This window comes from Nocardia sp. NPDC003979 (genome assembly GCF_053605015.1).
The window spans coordinates 24,551-45,337 of sequence record NZ_JBSGIJ010000001.1 but is presented as its reverse complement, the minus strand read 5'-3'; the positions used below and the strand labels follow the sequence as shown (position 1 = coordinate 45,337).

Below are 20,787 nucleotides of genomic sequence, written 5' to 3'. Positions count from 1 at the left end.
ACCCACCGCGACCACCGTCATCCGCCCACCACTAAACTCCCCCGCATGACCAGTGCGTTCCCGACAATTCCCGCCGACCTCAAGCCCGCCGACGGACGGTTCGGCTGCGGCCCGTCCAAGGTCCGCCCGGAGCAGCTGCAGTCGCTGGTGACTGTCGGCGCCTCGGTCTTCGGCACCTCGCATCGCCAGAAGCCGGTCAAGGACGTGGTGGCGCGGGTGCGCAACGGCCTGCGCGAGCTGTTCTCGCTGCCCGAGGGCTACGAGGTGGTGCTCGGTAACGGTGGCACCACCGCGTTCTGGGACGCGGCCGCCTTCGGCCTGATCCGTGAGCGTTCGCTGCACCTGACCAACGGCGAGTTCTCCTCGAAGTTCGCTTCGGTCGCCAAGGGCAACCCCTTCATCGGTGACCCGATCGTCGTGTCGTCGGAGCCGGGCAGCGCACCCGAGCCCGTGTCGGACCCGAGCGTCGACCTCATCGGCTGGGCCCACAACGAGACCTCGACCGGTGTGTCCATCCCGGTGTCGCGCCCGGCCGGTTCGGAGAACGCGCTGATCGCCATCGACGCCACCTCCGGCGCGGGCGGTCTGCCGGTGAACATCGCCGACTCCGACGTGTACTACTTCGCCCCGCAGAAGTGCTTCGCCGCCGACGGTGGCCTGTGGGTCGCGATCATGAGCCCGGCCGCGCTGGCCCGCGTGGAGGAGATCAAGGCCTCGGGTCGCTGGACCCCGGAGTTCCTCTCGCTGCCCGTCGCCATCGACAACAGCACCAAGGACCAGACCTACAACACCCCGGCCATCGCCACCCTGCTGCTGTTCGCCGACCAGATCGAGTGGATGAACACCAACGGCGGCCTGGACTGGACCGTGAAGCGCACCCTCGACTCGTCCTCGCGCCTCTACACCTGGGCCGAGCAGAGCTCCTTCGCCACCCCGTACGTCACCGATCCGGCACACCGTTCGCAGGTCGTCGGCACCATCGACTTCGACGATTCGGTCGACGCCGCCCAGGTGGCGAAGATCCTGCGGGCCAACGGCATCGTCGACACCGAGCCGTACCGCAAGCTGGGCCGCAACCAGCTGCGTGTGGGCATGTTCCCGGCGATCGACCCCGAAGATGTCTCCCAGCTGACCCGTTCGATCGACTGGGTCGTCGGTCAGCTGTAATTTTTTGCGGCGGTGTTGTTGGCGGCGCCTGCGGCGCCGCGGGGTTTGCGCCCTGTAAGACCGGGAGTTGCGGGCACGATTTTTGTTCCTTCGTCGCAAAAATCGCACCCGCAACTCCCGGTCGGCGCAAACCCATTGCGTATTCTCCGGCGCTGACACACGTCGTTCGTCAGCGTTGACACGCTTCGCAAAGTTCGCATTCTTCGCGACATTCCATCCGGCACCGAGCCGTTGATCTATCACCAAAACGCCTGTACACGACCAGGATTCGCGCGGGGAGCTGATCAGATTAGCCGCCCGGGGTGCCCGGGTGCGCGATTTGGGCGTGCGTGTCTGCTGCCACGGCCAAGTAATGTGCACTACTGTCTAGGAAAGTGGGCGGTGTCCTAACAGACGGAGCCGACGCGATAGGGAGGTAACGGTGCGTGAACTTCGAGTGATCGGGGTGACGCCCGACTCCACGCACATCGTGTGCAGCGACCTCGAGTCCGGCACCAAGTTCCGGCTGCCCGCCGACGACAAGCTCCGCGCGGCGGCGCGCGGCGACCTCGCACGATTCGGCCAGATCGAGATCGAAATGGAAGCGTCTATGCGTCCTAGAGATATCCAGGCCCGTATTCGCGCCGGCGCGTCCGTCGAGCAGGTCACGGCGGAGTCCGGCATGCCGGCGAGCAAAGTCGAGCGGTTCGCCTATCCGGTGCTGCTCGAGCGTGCTCGCGCCGCCGAACTGGCGCAGAAAGCCCATCCGGTGCGGCCGGACGGCCCGGCGCTGGAAACGCTGCACGAGATCGTCACCGCGGCCTTCGCCGAGCGCGGGCACACCATCGAACACGCCGAATGGGATGCCTGGAAAGACGAAAAGGGGTTCTGGGTCGCGCAATTGCAGTGGCGGCACGGGCACTCCGAGATCGCCGCGCACTGGCGCTACCAGCCCGACGCGCACGGCGGTTCGGTCTCCCCGCTCGACGACCCGGCCAACGACCTGATCGATCCGGATTTCGGTCGCGCCCTGCGTGGTCTGGCCACCATGCCCGCACCGTCGGCCCCGGTGGTCGAGGCGCCGGTTCCGGTGGAGCCGCGTCCGCGTGAGCCGATGACGCCTGCGCCGCGCCCGCAGAGCCGTCCGCAGCCCGCGCTGGACGAGTACTACGAGCAGCGTCAGGTCGCGGCAGGCGGTGGGACGGCGGCGATTCCGGCCAAGCCGGCGCCGACGGCCATGCCCGCCACGCCGATGCCTGCCTCGCCGATGCCTGCCTCGCCGATGCCTACCGCACCGATGCCGACCGCACCGATCCCGGCGGCCCCCAAGCCCGCCGCACCGATTCCGGCGGCGACGGCCCCTGCTGCGCCCAGCGAGCCCGCCACACCGGCGCCGCCCGCCGCGCAGCAGGACAAGCCCGCCGCCAAGCCGGAGCCGGAGAAGCCGAAGCCCGCACGCAACAAGCGCGGTAAGGCACCGATGCCGTCCTGGGAAGACGTCCTCCTGGGCGTTCGCAGCTCCGGCAACTGACTGTGCACCGGCGGCCCCGAGTTCTCCCGAGAACTCGGGGCCGTGCTGGTCGACAGCGGGGTCGAGCGCACGCCCGGCGCGGCGGCAGCCACCGCACCACGGGTTCCGATAACTGTCGGAGGTGACACGTGAAGTCGGCTTCCACGCTCTGGTATGTCGATACCGCTGATCCCGCCGCCGTCCTGCGCGAGCGGCCCGCGTCCGATCCCGTTGCCGCGCAGGCACTGGCGGGTGAGCTGTACGCCGACAACGATGTGCGCCCGATCGTGGTCGGAACACTCGACGGCTGCGCTGGTCCGGATCGCGACGAGGTCTACATCGGGTGTTATCCCGGAGTGACGGTCGTGTGCACCGCCGAGGCCGCACTGATCGAGCCGACCAGATTGCCCGATCTGCTCGTGCGTCCGCTCGCTTCCGAACACACCTACCTGATCTCGTTCGACACCACCGTGCACTGGGGTGCTTTCGCCCACTGGGAACGTGGGGAATTCCGGCGCTCGTTCAGCTCGACCAGGGTCGACATCCTGGAGAACGAGGGACTGCCCATGGTGTGGGAGCGCGAGTTCTGGGCGGGAGACCATCCGGTGCCGTGGGATCGGGACGACCTGCCGGACCCGCAATCGCTGCCCTTCGATCCACCCGAGTTCGCCGACGCGGCCAATGCTCATTGGCTCGGCTTCCGCCATCTCGAGGCACCCGGCCTGGGCGACCTGCCCGTCTGCGGATTCACGCTGTACCCGAAAGGCCGAGCGCCCGAACCTGTGTCGACCGCGCCTCCCCGGCGCGGCCTGTCCCGCTGGTTGCGCAGGCCCGGTCGGCTAGCCGACGACCAGGTAGACCAATAGCGCGATCCAGCCGAGCGCCACGCCGACCACCGCCCCCGCGAGCACCCAGCGCACGACCGGCGTGCACCGCCACCGCCACACCGTAGGCGCGACACCGACCACCGCGATCACGTTCACCGCGATCGCGAGCAGCGGATGCACATCGGCGAGCGCGACACCGAACGCGTACACCGCCACCGCGCCGAGCGCCGCGACGAGCGCGATCACCGTGCCGCCCAACGCCCACGGCACCGAACCCGACCCCGCCCGATAGGGCCCGTCCGGGCTCATGACGTGCGGACTCGTTCGTAGAAGGCCATCGCGGCAGCCGTGGCGACATTGAGCGAATCGGTGCCGGGCGACATGGGAATACGTGCGCGAATGTCGGTGGCGCGCATGGCCTCCTCGGTCAGGCCGGGGCCCTCGGCGCCGAGCAGCAGGGCTACCCGCTCGCCCGTCATCGCCGTCGCCAGGTTCACCGCCGCCGAGTTCGGGGTGAGCGCGATGATCTGAAAGCCGTGCTCCCGCAACAACTCCAGCCCACCCGGCCACTGCGGAATCCGGGCGAACGGCACCCGCAGCACGTGCCCCATCGAGACGCGGACCGAACGCCGGTAGAGCGGGTCGGAGCAGCGGTCGCCGAACAGCACCGCGTCGGCGCCGAGCCCGGCCGCGTTGCGGAACATCGACCCCAGGTTCTCGTGATCGTTGACACCCTCCAGCACGGCCACCGTGCGCGCACCGTCGAGCACCTCGTCGACCGTCAGCTCGGCCGGCCGTGGCGCGACCGCGAGCACACCACGATTGAGGTGGAAGCCGACCACCTGGGCCATCACCTCGGCTGTCGCCTGGTAGTACGGCACATCGAGACCCGCGAGGTCGTCGGCGAGGGTCTCGTAGCGCTTGGCGACACCGAGCAGCGCACTCGGGGTGAAACGCGAGTCGAGCATGCGCTGCACCACCACGACCCCCTCGGCGATCACCAGTCCCTTGCGGCCGGGCAGGTCGGGCCTGCGGTCGGCGGAGGACAGATCACGAAAGTCGTCGACACGCGGGTCGGCGGGATCGTCGATGGGAATTACTTCGGCCACCGGATCATCCTGGCATGCTGGAAGCATGAAGCTGGTTCAGTTGATCTTGAACATTCTGTGGGTGGTGCTCTGCGGGTTCTGGATGGCAGTCGGCTACCTGTTCGCGGCGCTGATCTGCTTCGTCCTGATCGTCACGATCCCGTTCGGCATCGCATCGTTGCGGCTGGCCGGCTACGTGCTGTGGCCGTTCGGGCGCACGGTCGTCGACAAACCGAGCGCCGGGGCGGGGTCGCTGCTCGGCAACATCATCTGGTTCGTCTTCGCCGGCTGGTGGCTGGCGCTCGGCCACGTGTTCACCAGTGTGGCGCTGGCGGTGACGATCATCGGGCTGCCGTTCGCCTGGGCCAATCTCAAACTGGTTCCGCTGTCGCTGTTCCCGCTCGGCCACGAGGTGGTACCGCAGCAGGGCTGACTACTCCGAACCCGCGATGATCTGGTTCATGATCGCCACGGCCTGATCGAGCACCGCGAGCTGTTCCGGGCTCAGGTTGGACAGCTGCTCGGTCATCCAGGCCTCGCGCGCGTGCGTCTCGTCGGCGACCAACGCCCGGCCTGCCGGTGACAGCGACACGATGATCTGGCGTCCGTCGGTGGGATGCGGTCTGCGCTGGACCAGCTCGAGGTCGGCGAGGGAGGCGATCACGCGGGTCATCGACGGCGGCTGCACGCGCTCCTTGCCCGCGAGATTGCCGGGCGTCATCGCGCCGTCGCGAGCGAGGGTGGCCAGGGCCGACAGCTGTGTGAGCGAGATCTGCGCTTCGGCACGGCGGCCGCGCAGGTGTCTCGTGAGCCGCACAACCGCCAGCGAGAGATCACCGGCGAGGGCACGGACGTCGGATGGCACTGTCACAGTGCAGAACTCTACGGTACGGCCGTGCCCCCTGACGGGTTTCAGGGCGCTACTGTTTGGGTATGGATGCCGGACCCGTCAGCCGCGAGATGCCGCACCTGCCGCGAAGCCTGGTCGATCCGCGCCCGGTGGTGCTGATCGGTTTCGCCGCCTGGGCGGTGGCGAGCGTGCTGGCTTTCGTGGTCCCTGCCTGGGCCGATGCCCGGCCGGTTTGCCTGATGGGCCTGTTCGTCGGCGTGCTCGGCTCGTCGATCTGGCTGGCACAGCGGCGGTCGGCCCTGCGCGGCGACAAGGGCGCCCAGGTGGGTCTCACCGAGGACTAGACGACCTCGAACTCGTCGCTGGTCCCGGTGAACGGGCGAAGCACGCCGTCGGCGCCGAGCGCGTCGGCGAAGTGCACGAACCGGTGCGTTCCCGGTTCCGCGCCGGCCGGGATGTCCCAGACGAAACGGGCGATCGAGACCGCCGCGTCCTGTTTCCGCCAGTGGAATCGCACATCCCACTCCCCCTCGTTGGCCACCCGCTGCCAGCCGTTCCCGGTTCGGCGCTGCACCTCGAGGAAGGTGCCGCCGCGACGCGGATTGTGTTTCGGATGGGCCGAGACGAATTCGGCCTCCACCCGGCTGCCGCGAGCGGTGCGCCCGGGTTGGCGCACGACATCACCGAAATTGCGGCCGGACGGTGTCGCGTCCGGGCCCGGCGTGGCGGCGAGATTCGGCTGCAAGGCGGAGACGTCACGCGGTGCGGGACCGCGACCCGGGACCGCGCCCGCCACGAAAGCCTCTGCCAGCCTGGTGAATTCCTGCGCATACGCACACAACGTGTAGCGGCCGAACAGCGTCGACGCGCCTTCGTACTGTTGCGCGTCGTACTCCTCCGGCGTGGTGACGTACTGGTGGTAGGCATTCGAATAGCCCTGCAACAGCACCTGTTCCACGCCGACACCGAGCGCCTGCGCGACCGCTCGTCGCACCCGCAAGCCGGCGACGATGGTGAACTCGGCTCCGGCGGCGGCCACGTAGAGATCGCCGAGCCGGATCAGCTGAAGCGGAACCACATTCGGTACCCACGGCACCGGCGGCATCAACCCGAGTGGAGCGAAGATCGCCTTGGGCGCCTGCGCGTCGGCCAGCCACGCCGGGTGGGGATGGTCGATTCCGCCGAGAAAGTCCACCAGCGGGTTACGTACACCCTCGGGAATGGGTCCGCCGGGCAGGCCGGGGCCGTCCTCCACGCTGCCCGCCGCCAGCGAGAGGCCCGCGGCGGCCGGTGCGGTGCGGTGCGGTGCGCCGTCGGGGGTGAAGCGGCCCTCGACCGTCACGGCCGCGAGATCGACGTAGCAGAGCAGCGAATCGATCGCGCTCGTCATCGGTGCCGCCCGGTCGGCGGCGGCTCGCGAGGCGGTGTACTGGCGTTCGCCGATGATCCGGGTGTTGTCGAACTCGTCGTCGGTCGGGCCGACGCCCGGTGCGAGCGCGAGGTTCGGGGACATGTCACCGGCATTGGTCTGCGCGAACGCGGCCAGATACGAAGGCTCGCCGTCGAGATGGCGCACGCCGTGCTCCAGGTGCTCGGCGGCGTAGCTGGCGTAGCCCTTGTTGTCGGAGCTGATGAGCCGGTTCTTGTTGGTCATCGACGTGTTGTGGGTGGCGAACCAGGTGAGCGCGCCGACCTCCTTCGCACCACGGCGGAACACGAGTGTGGTGACCGCCGGATCGATCGCGTCCGGGAAGGCCGCGCGGTCTTCCGCCGGATTGCGGTCGAAGGCCACCCGCGAACGGTTCACGCTCGCGTCGCGCAATTCGGCGCGGCCGAGCGCCACCGTGCCCGGTGCGAGGTCGGCGTCGGCGGCGGCGATCGCCTCGACGATGCCGTCGACTTCGGTGTCGTAGACCTGTTGCTGAAATCCGAGCGTCGCGAGCGTATAGGCGTAATCGTGCGCGGAACCGCCACAACTGGAATGCGTGTGAGTCGAAGTGAGGACGACATTTCGTTCGGTATACCGATCACCGAATCGGCGCGCCAGCGCGAGCAGTACACCCCGGTGCACGGACTGGAACAACGCACCGTTCTCCACCGCGACGAACGCGATCCGATTTCCACCCGATTCGATCACGAACGCGCGCGCTCGCGGCCGCAGATGAATTCCCGCGGTGGTCTGTTCGAGTTGTGAGTAGCCCATCATGCCGCATTCCGCGGCGGGGCCCGTGAGATCGGCGATACCGAGCCCGAATTCGAATCCACCGCGCGCGGATTCGGCACGCGCCTGCGACGCTCCGTGAGCTCCCATGGCCGCGGCGAGGGGTACCCCCAGCGTCGAGGCGGCCAGCACGGTACGACGGTTCACAGGCATCCGAACAGCTCCTTCACGGGTGATGTGACGCAGACAACCATACAACTGGTCGACTGTCCAGGAATTCGGCGCGGTTCGGCGAATTGACTGTTCGCGACGTGAGCGCTTAACTCGCACAGGTGTCCTCCCGATTGAGCGTCGAAGAACGACGAGCCCACCTGATAGAGGCAGCGATCGGTCTCGCCGAGAAAAAGGGCGTGGCGGGCGTGACCACACGCGATGTCGCCCAAGCGGCGGGTGTCTCGCTCGGTGTGGTGCATTACTGTTTCGAAAACAAGGACGCGCTGATGACCGAGCTGGTCAAAGCGCTCTCGATGGAATTACGCGATTCCGTCGATGCGGATGAAACTGTCTGGGCCGATACCGGAACAGGAAAAGAAGCGCTTCACAAATTGGTTCGCCAGGGGCTGGAACTGATGTGGCGCAACATCGAGGCGACCCCGGAACGTCAGCTGCTCACCTACGAGACCACCACCTACGCACTGCGCGAGGGTGAGTCGACCCCGGCCAAACTCGCCATCGCCCGCGAGCAGTACAAGTTCAACGACAGCACCGTCGCCGACGTGATGGACCACTGCCGCGACGCCACCGGCTGCGACTGGAACATCCCGCTGCCCCAGCTGAGCCGGTTCATCCTCAGCGTCATCGACGGCATCGTGCTGCGCTGGCTCGTCGACGACGACAGCGACGCGGTGCAGGCCCAGCTCGACCTGCTCGCCGAGATGGTCACCGCGCACGCGAACTAACCGCGCGGCACCTGCACGTGCACGGTGCCGTCGGCGTCCCACCACGGCACGCGGACCGTGCCCGAGAACTCGCCGCGCAGAAATACCTCGAGGATTTCGTGCAGCACGAGGGCGCCGGTGGTGTGCGGCGGTGACCACAGCTGCCGCAGCACCACGCCGAGCGGTTCCGTGTCCCAGGTGCTCTGCCTGCCCGCACCGAGCACCTCGGCGCTCACCCGGTCGGACACCAGCGGCAGGTCGAGCAGGGTGGCGAGGGCCTCGGCATGTTCCGGGTCGCCTACCACCAGGCGCTCGGCCGGGATGACGAGGCCGAAGCAGGGCCGGTCGAGGACCATGGCGGTCTCGGCGTCGACCACTGTTCCCGCGAGTGTCCTGACCTGCTCGGGGAGGTCGAGTTCGCGTGGGTCGAGCGCGCCGGACGCGACGGCGGCGGCCAGGCGGGCATGAGTTCGCGAAACCGTTTCGGGGGTCGGGGTTTTCGACGGGTCGGCGAGGGCGTCGAGGAGTTCCTCGGCCAGCTCGGGGGTCATCACGTCGGGACGGACGAGGACCTGACGTAGGGCGTCAGGGTCGGCTGCCGTGAAAGGCGGGAGAAGGCCGGCGAATTCGGTGTCGTCCGGGTGGCGGTAGCGGCCGAGGGGAAGACCGTCGATGTGGGCGTGGCGGTGCAGCCACCAGGTGGTGTAACCGTCGCGGTCGGCGAGGAGGGCGCGGGTGCGTGGTTCCGCGAGCAGGGTGCGCAGGGCCTGCGGCCAGCGGGTGTCGTCGACAAGGTCGAGGTCGCGGACGGCGCCGAGTTCGCGTGGGTCCTCGGGAAGGCTGTTCCACCAGGCGGATTCGTCGTCCAGGTCGTGGTCGGGGCCGAGCGGGTCGGGGTCGGTGAGGACGGCGAAATCCCAACCCACACCGATTGCGCGCAAGGCCTGTTCGCCGAACTCGGCGACCGTCGATTCGGCGACCGTACCGAAGGGTGAGTCGTCGACCAGCACCTCGGCCAGCGGTGCGCCGGGGAGGAGGAGCTCGTCGGCTGGGCGGAGTTCTCCTGTGTCGTCGGGCAATTCGAGCAGGCCGAGCCAGTCGGGGAGTTCGTCGGCGCTCACGAACTGGGCGAGATGCAGGACCGCGGTGACCGTGTCCGGGTCGGCCGGGTCGTGTTCGAGGAGGTCGCGCAAGCCGGGATCGGTGAGCAGGTCGGTGGCCGAGGCACTGCGGGCGCCGAGGCGGGCCAGCAGCGGGTGGGTGGCGTCCGGGTGTACCAGACGGGCCCAGTGGACCGGGACGGCGACGGTGAGCTGATCGTCGAGGACGACGGTGCGCGGACCGGTGACGAGGCGGCCGTCGGCCAGGGGGACGGCCAGGGCACCGAACTCCTCGGCTGTCCTCGAATCGGTGACGAAGGGTTCCAGCGTGGAGTAGAAGGTGCGCCACCAGTGCGGGTCTCGTTCGAGGCCGGTGGTGAGGTCGGCCAGGGCCGCCGATGACAGGCGGTGGACGTCGAGAACTGTCAGCTTTTCCTGGGCGGAGCGGGTCGAGAGTTCCGGGATGACCAGGGGGCCGGTGAGGTCGGCGAGGATTGCGGCCAGTTCCGGCGTCGAGTCAGGGAATACGGAGGCGCGAGTGGGGATTTCGACACTTGCCGAGCGGGTGAGCTCGAAGGTGCCGGGGTGCCGCGCGGTGCCGACGGACGAGTTGTCAGGGGCGGATACATCGGCGGTGACCATGTCCTTACCGAAGGTGTCCTGGTCGACTCCGGCAGTTGAGTCGTGGCGATCAGTGGACTCGAGATTCGTCCCGGTGAGAGCGTGGAATTCCTCTTGGCTCGGATCGAATTCGTGGTCCGAGCGGTCGCGGGTCGGGCAGACCGGGAGCCACGGGTTCGTACGGAGTTCGGTGATGATCGCTTCGCGGAGGAGGGCGTCGGCCTCGCTGCGGGCGAAAGCGGGGGTCGGGACGAGGACGAGGCGGTCCTTCGGCGGCAAAGCGCGGGCGAAATCGGCGTAGCCCGAGGCGATTTCGTGCAGGCGAGTGCCGGGAAGGAGCCTGCGGCGGTCGGGTTGCATGGCGATGTCGGCTACGAGGATCGCCGGGAGGGACAGTTCCTCGTCCGAACGAGTGGGCGCGCGCAGGACATCCGGTGCGGCGGGGACCGGGCGGCCGTTGACCAGCGGGAGCAGCCAGCGCGCACGGGCGGTGCGGTACTGCCACCAGTGTTGGGTGCCGTCGGGTCCGGTGATGGTCAGCTTGGTGAGGGTGCCCACCGGCGGGCCCCCATGGGTCTTCGTATCGAGTCCAGAAGCATGGGCAATCTCCGCGCCCCCTTCGGACGTCGGCGCGGCAATCGAGATCTCGTTGCCCGGCTCCGCGTGAGGGCGTGGGGCCGTATCGACGTGGGTAGCCTCGCCACGTGTGGCGTTCGCGCTGCCGTGTGGCGGGGCGGGGTGGTCGAGGCGGGTTGTGACGCTGGTGAATTCGCTGTCGGCTATGCGGATTCGGTGGAGGGCGGGGAGTTCGAGGAGGAGGTCGGGGGCCTCGGCGCGCATCGAGGTGAGGAGGGTGGTGGGGTCGATGTCGTCGCGGAGGTGGATGACGACTTCGGTGTCGGCGCCCGAGGGTGGGGTGGTCGGGATGGGCCAGGCCAGGCGGAGGGCCGGTGGGGTGAGGTCTTCGGGGTGGGTGATGCCGTTGTCGTGCAGGGCGTTCAGGGTGGCGGTGAGGGAGAAGCGGATGGAACCCGTGGTGGAGCGGATCTCCACTTCGTCGCCCACGGAGCGCACCGCGGTGAAGCCGACGCCGAACCGGCCGACCTGCGCGCCGTCGTCCTTGCCCGAGGCACGCAGTGCCGTGAGTGCGTGCACACCCGAAACACTGAGTGGTGCACCGGTATTGGCGACATGCAACCGGCGGTCCACGATTCGCACCGTCAGCTCACCGGGCACACCGCCCTGCACCGCCGCATCGGCCGCGTTCTGCGCCAGCTCGGTGAGCACCCGATCCCGATAGCCCGCGGCGACCAGATCGGCCTCACCGGCACTGTCCTCCCGCAACCGCGTCGGCGAATCCCGCCACGCGGCAAGAACTCCGGCCCGCAGCCCCGCGGTACCGAACGGGTCCGCCCCAGCGTTCAGCGCCCCACCGACGATCCGCGCTCCCCGGCGCCCACGACATGCGTCACACCGGAATCACCCTCGGCGGAAGCGGCATCAGCGGCCGAATCCGCCGCGCCCGCGTCGGCATCTGCCGACGAATCAGCCCCGGCGTCATCAGTCTCCACACCCGAATCCGCCGCCGCGGCCGACTCGGGTCGGTGCGCAGCTCCGGCAGCCGAAGACTCCTGCGCCGCACCGCTATCCGATTCGACATTCGCCGCAGCGGCCGAAGCATCTACACCGGCGCCGGCACCATTCGAGGAATCCGCCTCGATATTCTCGGTGGTCGCTTCGACAACCGCATCAGTCGAAACACCTTCGGCCGCAGCGGAATCGGTTACAGGAGCATCCTGGGGCTGGGCGACGTCCTCGTTGCGAATATCAGCGACAACGGCCTCGGTGACGACGTCAGCGGCGCTCGACACTCCCGCGTCGGCGGTACCGGTCGGCTCAGCGGCGGCCGCGATCGAGGTCGACTCGGTCGCCTCCGTGGTGGGTTCGGCTGCCGCAGGGGAAACCGCCGTGTCTGCGGGCGATTCAGGGTTGCTCGATGCCTCGACCGGGTCGGTGGTCGCCGGTGCCGACGCGAGGCCGACGAGCGGTGCGAAAGCGGCGAGGTCGGTGTCGACTTCGGCGGCGATGACCTCTTCCGGGGATTCCGGGAGCTCGCCTTCGGCGCGGGCCTTGCGGGCGGCGGCCGCCGCGTCGACCGCTTCGGCTTCGGCGGTTTCCTGCGGAGCGATGTCGATGTAGTCGACGGCGTGGTCGTCGAAGGCCTCGTAGCGGGGCGAGCCGTTGCCGGAGGGGGCGACGACGTCGGAGTGGGCGCCGCAGCCGTATTCGACGTGCACGACGTGGCCGTCGGCACCCATCGCGTTGGCGCACACGCCGAAGGTTTCGCGCAGGGCGCCTGCCAGGGGCAGGAAGAAGCCGCACAGGCCGCAGGTGGAAGGGGCGGCCTTGGCCATCTCGGTGTCGGGGCCGAATTCGCTGTACCAGCGCTGGGCGGCTTCGAGGCGGCCCTCGAGGCTGAGCACCTGGGTGCGGCCGAGGCCGACCTCGCGGGCCACCTCGTCGATCGCCGGGTCGCCGGTGGCGACGTAACCGGGGACCAGGCGCGGATCGTCGGCGGGCGGGGCGAGCAGGTCGCCGGGGCCGAGATCGCCGGGGCGCACGCGCTGCTCCCACGGGACGAACTCGGGAGCGATCAGGGCATCGGGGCCGGGCAGCAGGGCCGACTCGCTGACGGTCGCGTGGTCGGCACCGGGCGGCGCGGCCACGACGACGGCCCACTGCCAACCCCGGTAACCGGGCAGGGTCGCCTCGAACCGGTGGGTGGCCGACGAGTCGTCCTCGGCGGTCACCCCCAGATGGGCTCCGACCCCGTCGGGTTCCAGCTCGACGAGCGCACGAAGTGCGACCTCGGCCGCCTGGGCCAGAACGGGACGCACGCCGGACTCCGAAACAGATACTGCGCTCACGGCATACATTTTGCCGTATGAAGTGCAATCGGAGTTCGTTGGCCGTCGCAGTGCTGGTCAGCGTGCTCGGCGTGAGCTCCTGCGGGGGCCAGGATCAGTCCGGTCCGCCGCGCTGGCGGGTGGAGGTGATCGGCTCGTCACCGCACGATCCGTCGGCGTTCACCCAGGGGCTCGAGGTGGTCGACGGATCGCGCTACGAAGGCACCGGCATGTGGGGCGTGTCGAACGTCCGCGTCAGCGACCAGGTCTCGGGTGTGGAGCGGGCGCGCGTCGACCTGCCCGGCCGGATGTTCGGCGAGGGACTCACCCGGGCGGGCGACATCGTCTGGCAACTGACCTGGCGTGACGGCGTGGCCTTCGCCCGCGACCCGCACACCCTCGCCGAAACCGGCCGCGCCACCTACGAGGGCGAGGGCTGGGGGCTGTGCGCTCAACCGGGCCGCCTCGTCATGAGCGACGGCACCCCGAAACTCACTTTCCGCGACCCACTGACCTTCGCCGAAACCGGGTCGGTGACCCTGCATGGCCTCGACGACCCGAAACCGAACGAACTCGACTGCGCACCCGACGGCACCGTCTACGCCAACAACTTCCCCACCGACGACATCCTGCGCATCGACCCGAACACGGGCGCCATCACCGCCGTCATCGACGCGAGCGGCCTGCTCACCCCCGCCGAACGCCAGGGCACCGACGTCCTCAACGGCATCGCCCACCTGCCCGGCACCGACCGATTCCTGCTCACCGGCAAGTACTGGCCTCGACTGTTCGAGGTGCGCTTCGTGCCCCGTTGAGCGGGTGTGGCCGACACTGCTCGCCCGCGAGTGAACGCCGAAAGCCCGAGTACGACAGAATTGGACTGTGACTACTCCCCGCGATCCATCCGGTCCTGACCGTGGTCGCCGGGACGGCAGTGCCTCGGGTGGACTACCCGGTCGGCACCCCGGCTTCGGGCATTACCCGCCCCCATCCCCGCCGCGCAAGGTCTTCCCGCACATCGAGCCACCGACCGCGCCGGTTCGTTCGCGCGGCCGGTTCGGGCGTGATCCCGACCCCGGCGCCACCACGCCGTTGGCGAGCCCGAAACGCAACGGCGCCGGTCGCCCGCGCCCCGACACACCGGCAGGCGGCCGTCCGCACCCGGACCACGACGGACCGGCAGGCAGCCACCAACACCCCGATCGGCTCGACGGACCGGCAGGAACCCGCCCGCTCCCCCGGGCCGACGAACCCGCCGACGAGCCGCCCAAGCAGCGGGTGCCGCGCAAATTGACGGTCACCCGCGTGGCCGCGATGCGTAGCCGCGAACTCACCGAACGCGGTATCGCCACCTTCCAGCGTGCGGCCAAGGCCGACGGCGCCGACCAGTCGGGGCTCACCGCCCTCACCTACGCCACGATGGCCAACTTCGCGCTCGACGCCGCGATCGCCGTCGCGCTGGCCAACACGTTGTTCTTCGCGAGCGCGACCGCCGAGTCGAAAACCAAGGTCGCGCTGTATCTGCTCATCACCATCGCGCCGTTCGCGGTGATCGCCCCGCTGATCGGGCCGCTGCTCGACCGGCTGCAACGCGGACGCAGGCTGGCGCTGGCCACGACCTTCGGGTTGCGGGCACTGTTCGCGGTGCTGCTGATCTTCAATATCGACACGTGGGGGCTGTATCCGCTCGCCCTGTGCATGATGGTCGGCTCGAAATCGTTCGCGGTGCTCAAGAGCGCGGTGACGCCGCGCGTGCTGCCACCGGACATCGACCTGGTCCGCACGAATTCGCGGCTCACGGTGTTCGGCCTGGTCGGCGGCACGATCGGGGCGGGTGCGCTGGCCGCACTGGCCGCGCTCGCCGCCGGCTCCACGGGTGCGCTGGTGTTCGCCACGGGCATCGCGATCGCGGGCGCCTACCTGAGCCTGCGGATCCCGTCGTGGGTGGAGGTCACCGAGGGTGAGGTGCCGGCCACGCTGACCTATCACGGCGCCGACGCGCGCACCGAGGTGCTCGAGCCGGGCAAGGAATCGGCCGTGCCCGCCAGGAAACGCAGGCAACCGCTCGGCCGCGCGGTGGTCACCGGACTGTGGGGCAACAGTTCCATCCGCGTGCTCACCGGGTTCCTGACCTTCTACATCGCCTTCGTCGCCAAGGGCTCCGGCGGCAGTCCGACCGAGCAGGCGGCCATGCTCGGTCTCGTCGGCGTGGCGGCCGGTTTCGGCAATTTCGGCGGCAACGCCACCGGCGCGCGATTGCAGCTCGGCAGGCCGGCGCTGGTGGTGCTCGGGTGCACCGCGGCGTGTGTGGCGGTCGCGCTGTTCGCGGTGTTCACCGGCAATCTGTTCGGCGCCGCGGTGGCCGCGCTCGTCGCGTCGGCGGCCAGTGCGCTGGCCAAGGTGTCGCTCGATGCGGCCATCCAGGACGACCTGCCACCCGAGTCGATCGCCTCGGGTTTCGGCCGGTCGGAGACCGTTCTGCAGCTGAGCTGGGTGATCGGCGGGGCGGCCGGTGTGCTGCTGCCGACAGAGTTCTGGAAGGGTTTCGCGGTGATCAGCGTGATCCTGGTTGCCGGGCTCGCGCAGACCTTCGTCAGCTATACCGGGCACACCCTGCTGCCGGGCTTCGGCGGCAACCGCCCGCAGCACGCCGAGCAGGAAGTGCCGACCCATCCCCGCGAAACAGGAGACCCGCACTGGTGAGCAAGCCCAACGTCCGCACGATCTTCGCGCTGGTCGCGGTGGGCCTGCTGGCCCTGGCCGCGGTGACCGCAGGCGTGGTGGCCTACGCCGTGTCCAAGGCGCCGAAGCACTATCCCGAACTCACCGTGTTCGCCAACGGCGAGTCCGTCGTCGTCGAGCCGTACGGGTACTGCGAGCTGTCGAACGGGGAGTGCGTCAACGACGAGTCGACCTACTACATCCCGGCCACCTCGGGTAAGCCGGTGCAGGTGTCGTTGCCGACCAGCGTCGCCGAGGCGCCGTGGATCGTCGTCACCGTGTACGAGCGCCCCAACGGCGAGCAGTTCGAACGCATCCTGAGCTTCATCGATTACCCGTCGGGCACCCGTTTCCTGAGCCTGGACACCCAGCCGGAACCCGAACTGCGCCTCGCGGGCTTCGAGCTGCGCCTGCCGATCGTCTACACCGACCCGGCCACCGGCCAGGAGATGTACGACGTGCACGGCCTCTGGCGCGTCGGCACCCCGCAGCCCTGAGCGAATCGGCGCCTGGTTTCACCAGGCGCCGATCTCAGTGGTCCAGTTCGCGGGCTACCGCGCGGACCACTTCGGAGATGCGCTGGGACATCTTGCGGTCCGGGTACTTGCCGCGGCGCAGGTCGGGCTGGACCTTGGTCTCGAGCAGGGTGATCATGTCCTCGACCAGGCCGTGCAGCTCGTCGGGCGACTTGCGCGGGCCCGCGTCCTTGCGGGCGGGCTGTGCGCCACGCTCACCGCGAGCGACGGTCGGGGGCGCCTCGAGCAGCTTGAGGCTCAGCGCCTGCGGGCCGCGACGACCGGCGGCCATCCCGAATTCGACCCGCTGGCCCGGCTTGAGGCCCTCGACTCCTTCGGGCAGCGCGGAAGAACGGACGTAGACGTCCTCGCCCTCGTCTTGGGAAAGGAAGCCGAAGCCCTTTTCGACGTCGTACCACTTCACCCGGCCGGTCGGCACTGCGCTCACCCGTTCATCATTCGATACCCGAACCCTTGTGGCCCGGGTTACTACCTGCTGCTTGTCGCGAAAAGAACGCGCCCCACAACAAGGCAGGACGCGATGTGGTCAGAGTCTACCCCGGTGGCTATACCGCGAGCACATCAGTTTTACGGTGCACCCGTGACCAACTCACCTCGACCGCCCGCGCGACGTTCCAGTGATCGGCTGCTGCAAGTGGCGGTGGCGCTGTTCGGCATCGGGATTCTCGCCGTCGTCGCCATCTTCGTGACGCCGATCGTCTCCGACTCGGAACCGGGCCTGTGGCTGTATCTGCTCGCGATGCTCGCGCCGGTGGGCTTCCTGCTCGCGATCGTGTTCGCCCTGTGGTCGGGTCGACGGGCACGGTGAACCGGTTATCCCGAGGGTTCGATACCCAATCTCTTGTGTGATCCTCGTCACATAACGGCTGGGTAACGAACTGTGCGTGCAACGGTCACGCACACCCGGCGCCGCGACTACCTGCGCGGACGCCTCCGGGACAACCCTGAGACCACCCTGATACCCACCCGCACACGCCGGTTACCAAATAGTGACTTTCCCCGCTGACCGTCGTACCGTTTCTCTCAGCCGGGGCAGGCCCCCGGAACCACCGGCCCGCCGCACCGAACCTCACCCCGCGGGTACCGGACCCCGATTGGAATCAAGGGGTGAGGGCGGACCGGGAGACCTCTCAGTCCGGACCACATGCAGGTGCGAACGAGAGGAAGAAACCCGATATGAGTGGACGCCACCGCAAGCCGACTTCCACCGGGCGCACTGCTGCCAAGGTCGCCGTCACCGGCGCGATCTTCGGCACCGCAACCGCTGCCCTCGCCGGAAACGCCAGCGCGGCCCCCGACTCCGACTGGGATCGCCTCGCACAGTGTGAAGCCGGCGGCAACTGGGGTATCAACACCGGCAACGGCTACCAGGGTGGGCTGCAGTTCTCGCCCTCCACCTGGGCCGCACACGGCGGTGGGGAGTACGCCGCCACCGCAAACCAGGCCACTCGCGAACAGCAGATCGCGGTCGCCGAAAAGGTTCTCGCTTCCCAGGGTTGGGGCGCTTGGCCCTCCTGCTCGGCCAAGCTGGGCCTGAGCAGCGGTCCGACCGAGCGCGCCGTGCCCTCGACCCCGAGCTGGGTCCCCGAGGTCAGCGTCCCGCAGGTGCAGGATCCGAGCCAGGAAGTCTTCTCGGCCGTCGATCGCGCCCTCACCGTCGCCCAGCAGCAGGGCGTCGCCGTGCCGCAGGCGGCCATCGATTTCGTCAACAACGCCAAGGGCACCCAGCTGGACCCGGCGGTCATCGACTTCTTCGAGGCGAACAAGGGCCTGCTGCCCTCCTGATCCGCCTTACAACAAGAGCCCGCATCCTCGTCCAGGATGCGGGCTCTTGTCTTTCCCGTTCGAATTACACCCGATTGATGACAGTGTGCGGGTGCACATACGGCAGCGTCGCGGCCGGAACGGGAAACTCGGTGTCCTCACCGAAGGGCGAGAGATTACCGGCGCGGGTCGCCGACAGTTCGGTGACGGCGTGCTCGCCGTCGGCCACCTCGGGCCAGCCGTTGTCGACGTAGGGTTTCTTCGATTTGTTGACCACGGGCTCATTCTGGCATATCGAACACGTACGCTGAATCCGATGATCGCGACCGACTCTCTCGCCGATTGGCTAGGTGCGCGCACCGACGCCCAGCTGGTGAAACTGCTGCAGTTGCGGCCCGATCTGGCGGTGCCGCTGCCCGCGTCGATGTCGGTGCTCGCGGTGCGGGCGCAGCAGCGGGCCTCGGTGCTGCGTGCCGCCGACGACCTGGACACCCTAGAGTTCGCGATCATCGAGGCGCTGGCGGCCCATGAGGACGCGCGCACGATCGGCACCGCGCACACCCCGCTCACCCGGACCGCGCTGCACGCGCAGCTGAAGGACCGGGTCACCAAGACCGCGTTCACAGCCGCGCTCACCCGCTTGCTCGACCGCGCGCTCGTGTGGGAGACCGGTGACGGCCTGCACCTGGCGCCGAGCGCCGTGGAGGCCCTCCCGTGGCCGCTCGGGGCGACGACAGCGCTACCGGACGCGCTCACCGAGCCGGAAGTACGCACGGCGCTGAACACGGCCGGGCCCGCCGAACGGGCGCTGCTGGACAAACTGGCGACGACCGGTCCGCGGGGGCGCACGCGCGACGCCGCGCCCGACGCGCCCGCCGACCGCCCGGTGCAGCGGCTGCTCGCGGCGCGGTTGCTGCGCTGGATCGATGACGAGACCGTCGAACTGCCGGTCACCGTCGGGCAGGTGTTGCGTGGCGAACCCGTCACCGATCCGCATGCCCTCGCCCCGCCCAAGCCCGCACTCACCAAGCACGCGCCCGCCGAGGTGAACGCCGTCGGCGCGGGTGAGGTGGGTGAGCTGCTGCGCGACTGTGCCGACCTGCTCGACGCGCTCGGTGCACTTCCCGCCCCCGCGCTGCGCGCCGGTGGACTCGGGGTGCGCGAGCTGCGCAGGCTGGCCAAGCAGACCGGTGTGGACGAGCAGCGCACCGGCCTGCTGCTCGAACTGCTCGCCGCCGCGAAGCTGGTCGAGAAGGGTCTGCCCGAACCGCCGCCCGACCTGGATTCCACCGACGACTTCTGGGCGCCGACACCCGCCGCCGACGCCTGGCTCGACGCGCCACCCGCCACACGCTGGGTGACGCTGGCCCAGGCGTGGCTCGAGCTGGACCGGATGCCGTGGATGATCGGGTTGCGCGACGCCGCCGACAAGCCGATCGCGGCGCTGTCGGCCGAGCTGCGGATCCCGCACGCGGTGCGCGACCGGCATGCGATTCTCGGCCTGCTCGCCGAGTACCCCAGCGGCACCCAGGTCTCGCCCGCCGATCTCGGGAAACTGCTCGCCTGGCGAATGCCGAGGCGGCGCAGGCACTTCCGGCTCGACGTGGTGACCGCGACCCTGGCCGAGGCGGCGACCGTCGGTCTGCTCGGACGCGGGGCCCTCGATTCGGCTGCCCGTGCCCTGTTGCACGGCAGCCCGACCAGCGTGGCCGATGCCGAGGCCGAGATGGCCGCCGCCCTACCGGAACCCGTCGACCATGTCCTCGTGCAGGCCGACCTCACGGTGATCGCACCCGGTCCGCTCGTGCCCGAATTGCGCAGCCGGATCGCGCTGGTCGCCGACGTGGAATCCGCGGGTGCGGCGACGGTGTATCGCGTGGGGGACGCCTCGGTGCGTCGCGCGCTCGATGCCGGACTCACTGCCGCCGAGTTGCACGCCCTGTTCGCCAACCACTCCCGCACGCCGGTCCCCCAGTCGCTGACCTATCTCATCGACGACGTGGCCCGTAGGCACGGGCAGCTGCGCGCGGGGATGGCGCAATCGTTCCTGCGCAGCGACGACCCGGCGCTGCTCGCCCAGGTGCTGTCGGCCCCCGTGGCCGAGACATTGGCGCTGCGCGCGATCGCCCCCACGGTCGCGATCGCGCAGGCGCCGCTCGGCGAACTACTCGAGCGGTTACGGGCGGCGGGCTTCACGCCCGCGGGCGAGGATTCCGGCGGCGCCATCGTCGACCTGCGGCCGCGTGGCGCACGCATCGCCGTCCGTCCCCTGGCTCGCAGGCCCTACCGGCCCAACCCGCCGTCGGACGATCAGCTCGCTCAGCTGGTCACCGAACTGCGCGCGGGCGAGCGGGCGGCGGGTGCCCGCACGTCCCAGTCGGTCCGGGCCGACGGCACCCGCACGGGCACCCAGGCCACCCTCGCGCTACTCCAGCTGGCCGCCCGGGTGGGCCGCCCGGTGAACATCGGTTACGTCGACGCCCAGGGCGTGGCGAGTCAGCGGGTGGTCGAACCGGTCCGGGTCGGCAACGGGCAACTGGACGCCGTCGACCCGGTGACCGGAGCCACCCGCCACTTCACCCTCCACCGCATCGCGTCGGTGGCTCTCCTGGACTGACC

20 protein-coding genes are annotated in these 20,787 nt (G+C 69.4%); 12 read left to right on the top strand and 8 right to left on the bottom strand.

Translation table 11 applies throughout. From position 1 onward, the window contains the following. Positions 1-45: 45 nt before the first annotated feature. The 3 genes from serC to ACWEVR_RS00195 all read left to right on the top strand — a co-directional run bounded on the left by serC (position 46) and on the right by ACWEVR_RS00195 (position 3,522). Complete coding sequence (gene serC, locus ACWEVR_RS00205) at positions 46-1,167, top strand: phosphoserine transaminase (protein WP_067492426.1); 1,122 nt, start codon at positions 46-48, stop codon at positions 1,165-1,167. Between the two features lie 421 nt (positions 1,168-1,588). Beyond that, on the top strand, positions 1,589-2,677 hold the full coding sequence (sepH, locus tag ACWEVR_RS00200; protein ID WP_452465205.1) for a septation protein SepH: 1,089 nt from the start codon (positions 1,589-1,591) through the stop codon (positions 2,675-2,677). Between the two features lie 128 nt (positions 2,678-2,805). Then, positions 2,806-3,522, top strand: a complete 717-nt coding sequence (locus ACWEVR_RS00195; RefSeq protein ID WP_452465203.1) for a DUF6928 family protein — start codon at positions 2,806-2,808, stop codon at positions 3,520-3,522. Here the strand turns inward: ACWEVR_RS00195 and ACWEVR_RS00190 are convergent. Both ACWEVR_RS00190 and ACWEVR_RS00185 read right to left on the bottom strand, forming a co-directional pair. Beyond that, on the bottom strand, positions 3,496-3,792 hold the full coding sequence (locus ACWEVR_RS00190) for a DUF2537 domain-containing protein (RefSeq protein WP_452465202.1): 297 nt from the start codon (positions 3,790-3,792) through the stop codon (positions 3,496-3,498). The two genes, ACWEVR_RS00195 and ACWEVR_RS00190, sit on opposite strands and share 27 nt — an antisense overlap. Next, the gene (locus tag ACWEVR_RS00185; RefSeq protein WP_452465201.1) at positions 3,789-4,592 is read right to left on the bottom strand and encodes a TrmH family RNA methyltransferase; all 804 of its coding nucleotides are present in this window, start codon (positions 4,590-4,592) and stop codon (positions 3,789-3,791) included. The genes ACWEVR_RS00190 and ACWEVR_RS00185 overlap by 4 nt, the downstream gene beginning before the upstream one ends. A gap of 25 nt (positions 4,593-4,617) precedes the next feature. On the opposite strand from ACWEVR_RS00185, the gene ACWEVR_RS00180 reads away from it, so the two are divergent. Further along, positions 4,618-5,004 (top strand): YccF domain-containing protein, encoded by a 387-nt coding sequence (locus ACWEVR_RS00180; RefSeq protein WP_067492416.1) that lies wholly within the window; start codon positions 4,618-4,620, stop codon positions 5,002-5,004. Here the strand turns inward: ACWEVR_RS00180 and ACWEVR_RS00175 are convergent, their stop codons facing one another. Beyond that, positions 5,005-5,436 carry a MarR family winged helix-turn-helix transcriptional regulator gene (locus ACWEVR_RS00175; RefSeq protein WP_067492414.1) on the bottom strand — a complete coding sequence of 144 codons (432 nt, stop codon included), beginning with the start codon at positions 5,434-5,436 and terminating at the stop codon, positions 5,005-5,007. It abuts the gene before it with no gap. Between the two features lie 68 nt (positions 5,437-5,504). Here ACWEVR_RS00175 and ACWEVR_RS00170 point away from each other — a divergent pair, with 68 nt between their 5' ends. Next, entirely contained in the window at positions 5,505-5,765 is a 261-nt protein-coding gene (locus tag ACWEVR_RS00170) for a DUF2530 domain-containing protein (RefSeq protein ID WP_067492412.1), read from the top strand. On the opposite strand, the gene ACWEVR_RS00165 is transcribed toward ACWEVR_RS00170, so the two are convergent. Further along, on the bottom strand, positions 5,762-7,795 hold the full coding sequence (locus tag ACWEVR_RS00165; protein ID WP_452465200.1) for a neutral/alkaline non-lysosomal ceramidase N-terminal domain-containing protein: 2,034 nt from the start codon (positions 7,793-7,795) through the stop codon (positions 5,762-5,764). The genes ACWEVR_RS00170 and ACWEVR_RS00165 overlap by 4 nt on opposite strands. Before the next feature lie 119 nt (positions 7,796-7,914). Here ACWEVR_RS00165 and ACWEVR_RS00160 point away from each other — a divergent pair, with 119 nt between their 5' ends. Further along, positions 7,915-8,541 (top strand): TetR/AcrR family transcriptional regulator, encoded by a 627-nt coding sequence (locus ACWEVR_RS00160; RefSeq protein WP_084457265.1) that lies wholly within the window; start codon positions 7,915-7,917, stop codon positions 8,539-8,541. On the opposite strand, the gene ACWEVR_RS00155 is transcribed toward ACWEVR_RS00160, so the two are convergent. Both ACWEVR_RS00155 and ACWEVR_RS00150 read right to left on the bottom strand, forming a co-directional pair. After that, on the bottom strand, positions 8,538-11,666 hold the full coding sequence (locus tag ACWEVR_RS00155) for a sacsin N-terminal ATP-binding-like domain-containing protein (protein WP_452465670.1): 3,129 nt from the start codon (positions 11,664-11,666) through the stop codon (positions 8,538-8,540). The two genes, ACWEVR_RS00160 and ACWEVR_RS00155, sit on opposite strands and share 4 nt — an antisense overlap. Beyond that, positions 11,663-13,168, bottom strand: coding sequence for a DUF3027 domain-containing protein (locus tag ACWEVR_RS00150; protein ID WP_452465199.1), 1,506 nt, complete (start codon positions 13,166-13,168; stop codon positions 11,663-11,665). The genes ACWEVR_RS00155 and ACWEVR_RS00150 overlap by 4 nt, the downstream gene beginning before the upstream one ends. Before the next feature lie 17 nt (positions 13,169-13,185). Between ACWEVR_RS00150 and ACWEVR_RS00145 the strand changes: the two genes are divergently transcribed. The 3 genes from ACWEVR_RS00145 (at position 13,186) to ACWEVR_RS00135 (ending at position 16,365) form a co-directional block, all read left to right on the top strand. Further along, the gene (locus tag ACWEVR_RS00145) at positions 13,186-13,962 is read left to right on the top strand and encodes a glutaminyl-peptide cyclotransferase (RefSeq protein WP_452465198.1); all 777 of its coding nucleotides are present in this window, start codon (positions 13,186-13,188) and stop codon (positions 13,960-13,962) included. 67 nt (positions 13,963-14,029) lie between these two features. Then, entirely contained in the window at positions 14,030-15,850 is a 1,821-nt protein-coding gene (locus ACWEVR_RS00140; RefSeq protein WP_452465197.1) for an MFS transporter, read from the top strand. Beyond that, positions 15,847-16,365, top strand: coding sequence for a DUF2771 family protein (locus ACWEVR_RS00135; RefSeq protein WP_452465196.1), 519 nt, complete (start codon positions 15,847-15,849; stop codon positions 16,363-16,365). Before ACWEVR_RS00140 ends, ACWEVR_RS00135 begins: the two co-directional genes overlap by 4 nt. A gap of 34 nt (positions 16,366-16,399) precedes the next feature. On the opposite strand, the gene ACWEVR_RS00130 is transcribed toward ACWEVR_RS00135, so the two are convergent. Continuing rightward, positions 16,400-16,822 carry a cold-shock protein gene (locus ACWEVR_RS00130; protein WP_174550347.1) on the bottom strand — a complete coding sequence of 141 codons (423 nt, stop codon included), beginning with the start codon at positions 16,820-16,822 and terminating at the stop codon, positions 16,400-16,402. A 162-nt stretch (positions 16,823-16,984) separates the two neighbouring features. Here ACWEVR_RS00130 and ACWEVR_RS00125 point away from each other — a divergent pair, with 162 nt between their 5' ends. Together ACWEVR_RS00125 and ACWEVR_RS00120 are read left to right on the top strand one after the other, a co-directional pair. Further along, complete coding sequence (locus ACWEVR_RS00125; RefSeq protein WP_452465195.1) at positions 16,985-17,212, top strand: hypothetical protein; 228 nt, start codon at positions 16,985-16,987, stop codon at positions 17,210-17,212. A 368-nt stretch (positions 17,213-17,580) separates the two neighbouring features. After that, the gene (locus ACWEVR_RS00120; RefSeq protein ID WP_067492397.1) at positions 17,581-18,189 is read left to right on the top strand and encodes a transglycosylase family protein; all 609 of its coding nucleotides are present in this window, start codon (positions 17,581-17,583) and stop codon (positions 18,187-18,189) included. 64 nt (positions 18,190-18,253) lie between these two features. Here the strand turns inward: ACWEVR_RS00120 and ACWEVR_RS00115 are convergent, their stop codons facing one another. Continuing rightward, positions 18,254-18,445, bottom strand: a complete 192-nt coding sequence (locus ACWEVR_RS00115) for a hypothetical protein (protein WP_067492396.1) — start codon at positions 18,443-18,445, stop codon at positions 18,254-18,256. 39 nt (positions 18,446-18,484) lie between these two features. Between ACWEVR_RS00115 and ACWEVR_RS00110 the strand changes: the two genes are divergently transcribed. Beyond that, positions 18,485-20,785 (top strand): helicase-associated domain-containing protein, encoded by a 2,301-nt coding sequence (locus ACWEVR_RS00110; RefSeq protein ID WP_452465194.1) that lies wholly within the window; start codon positions 18,485-18,487, stop codon positions 20,783-20,785. The last annotated feature ends 2 nt before the right edge of the window (positions 20,786-20,787 follow it).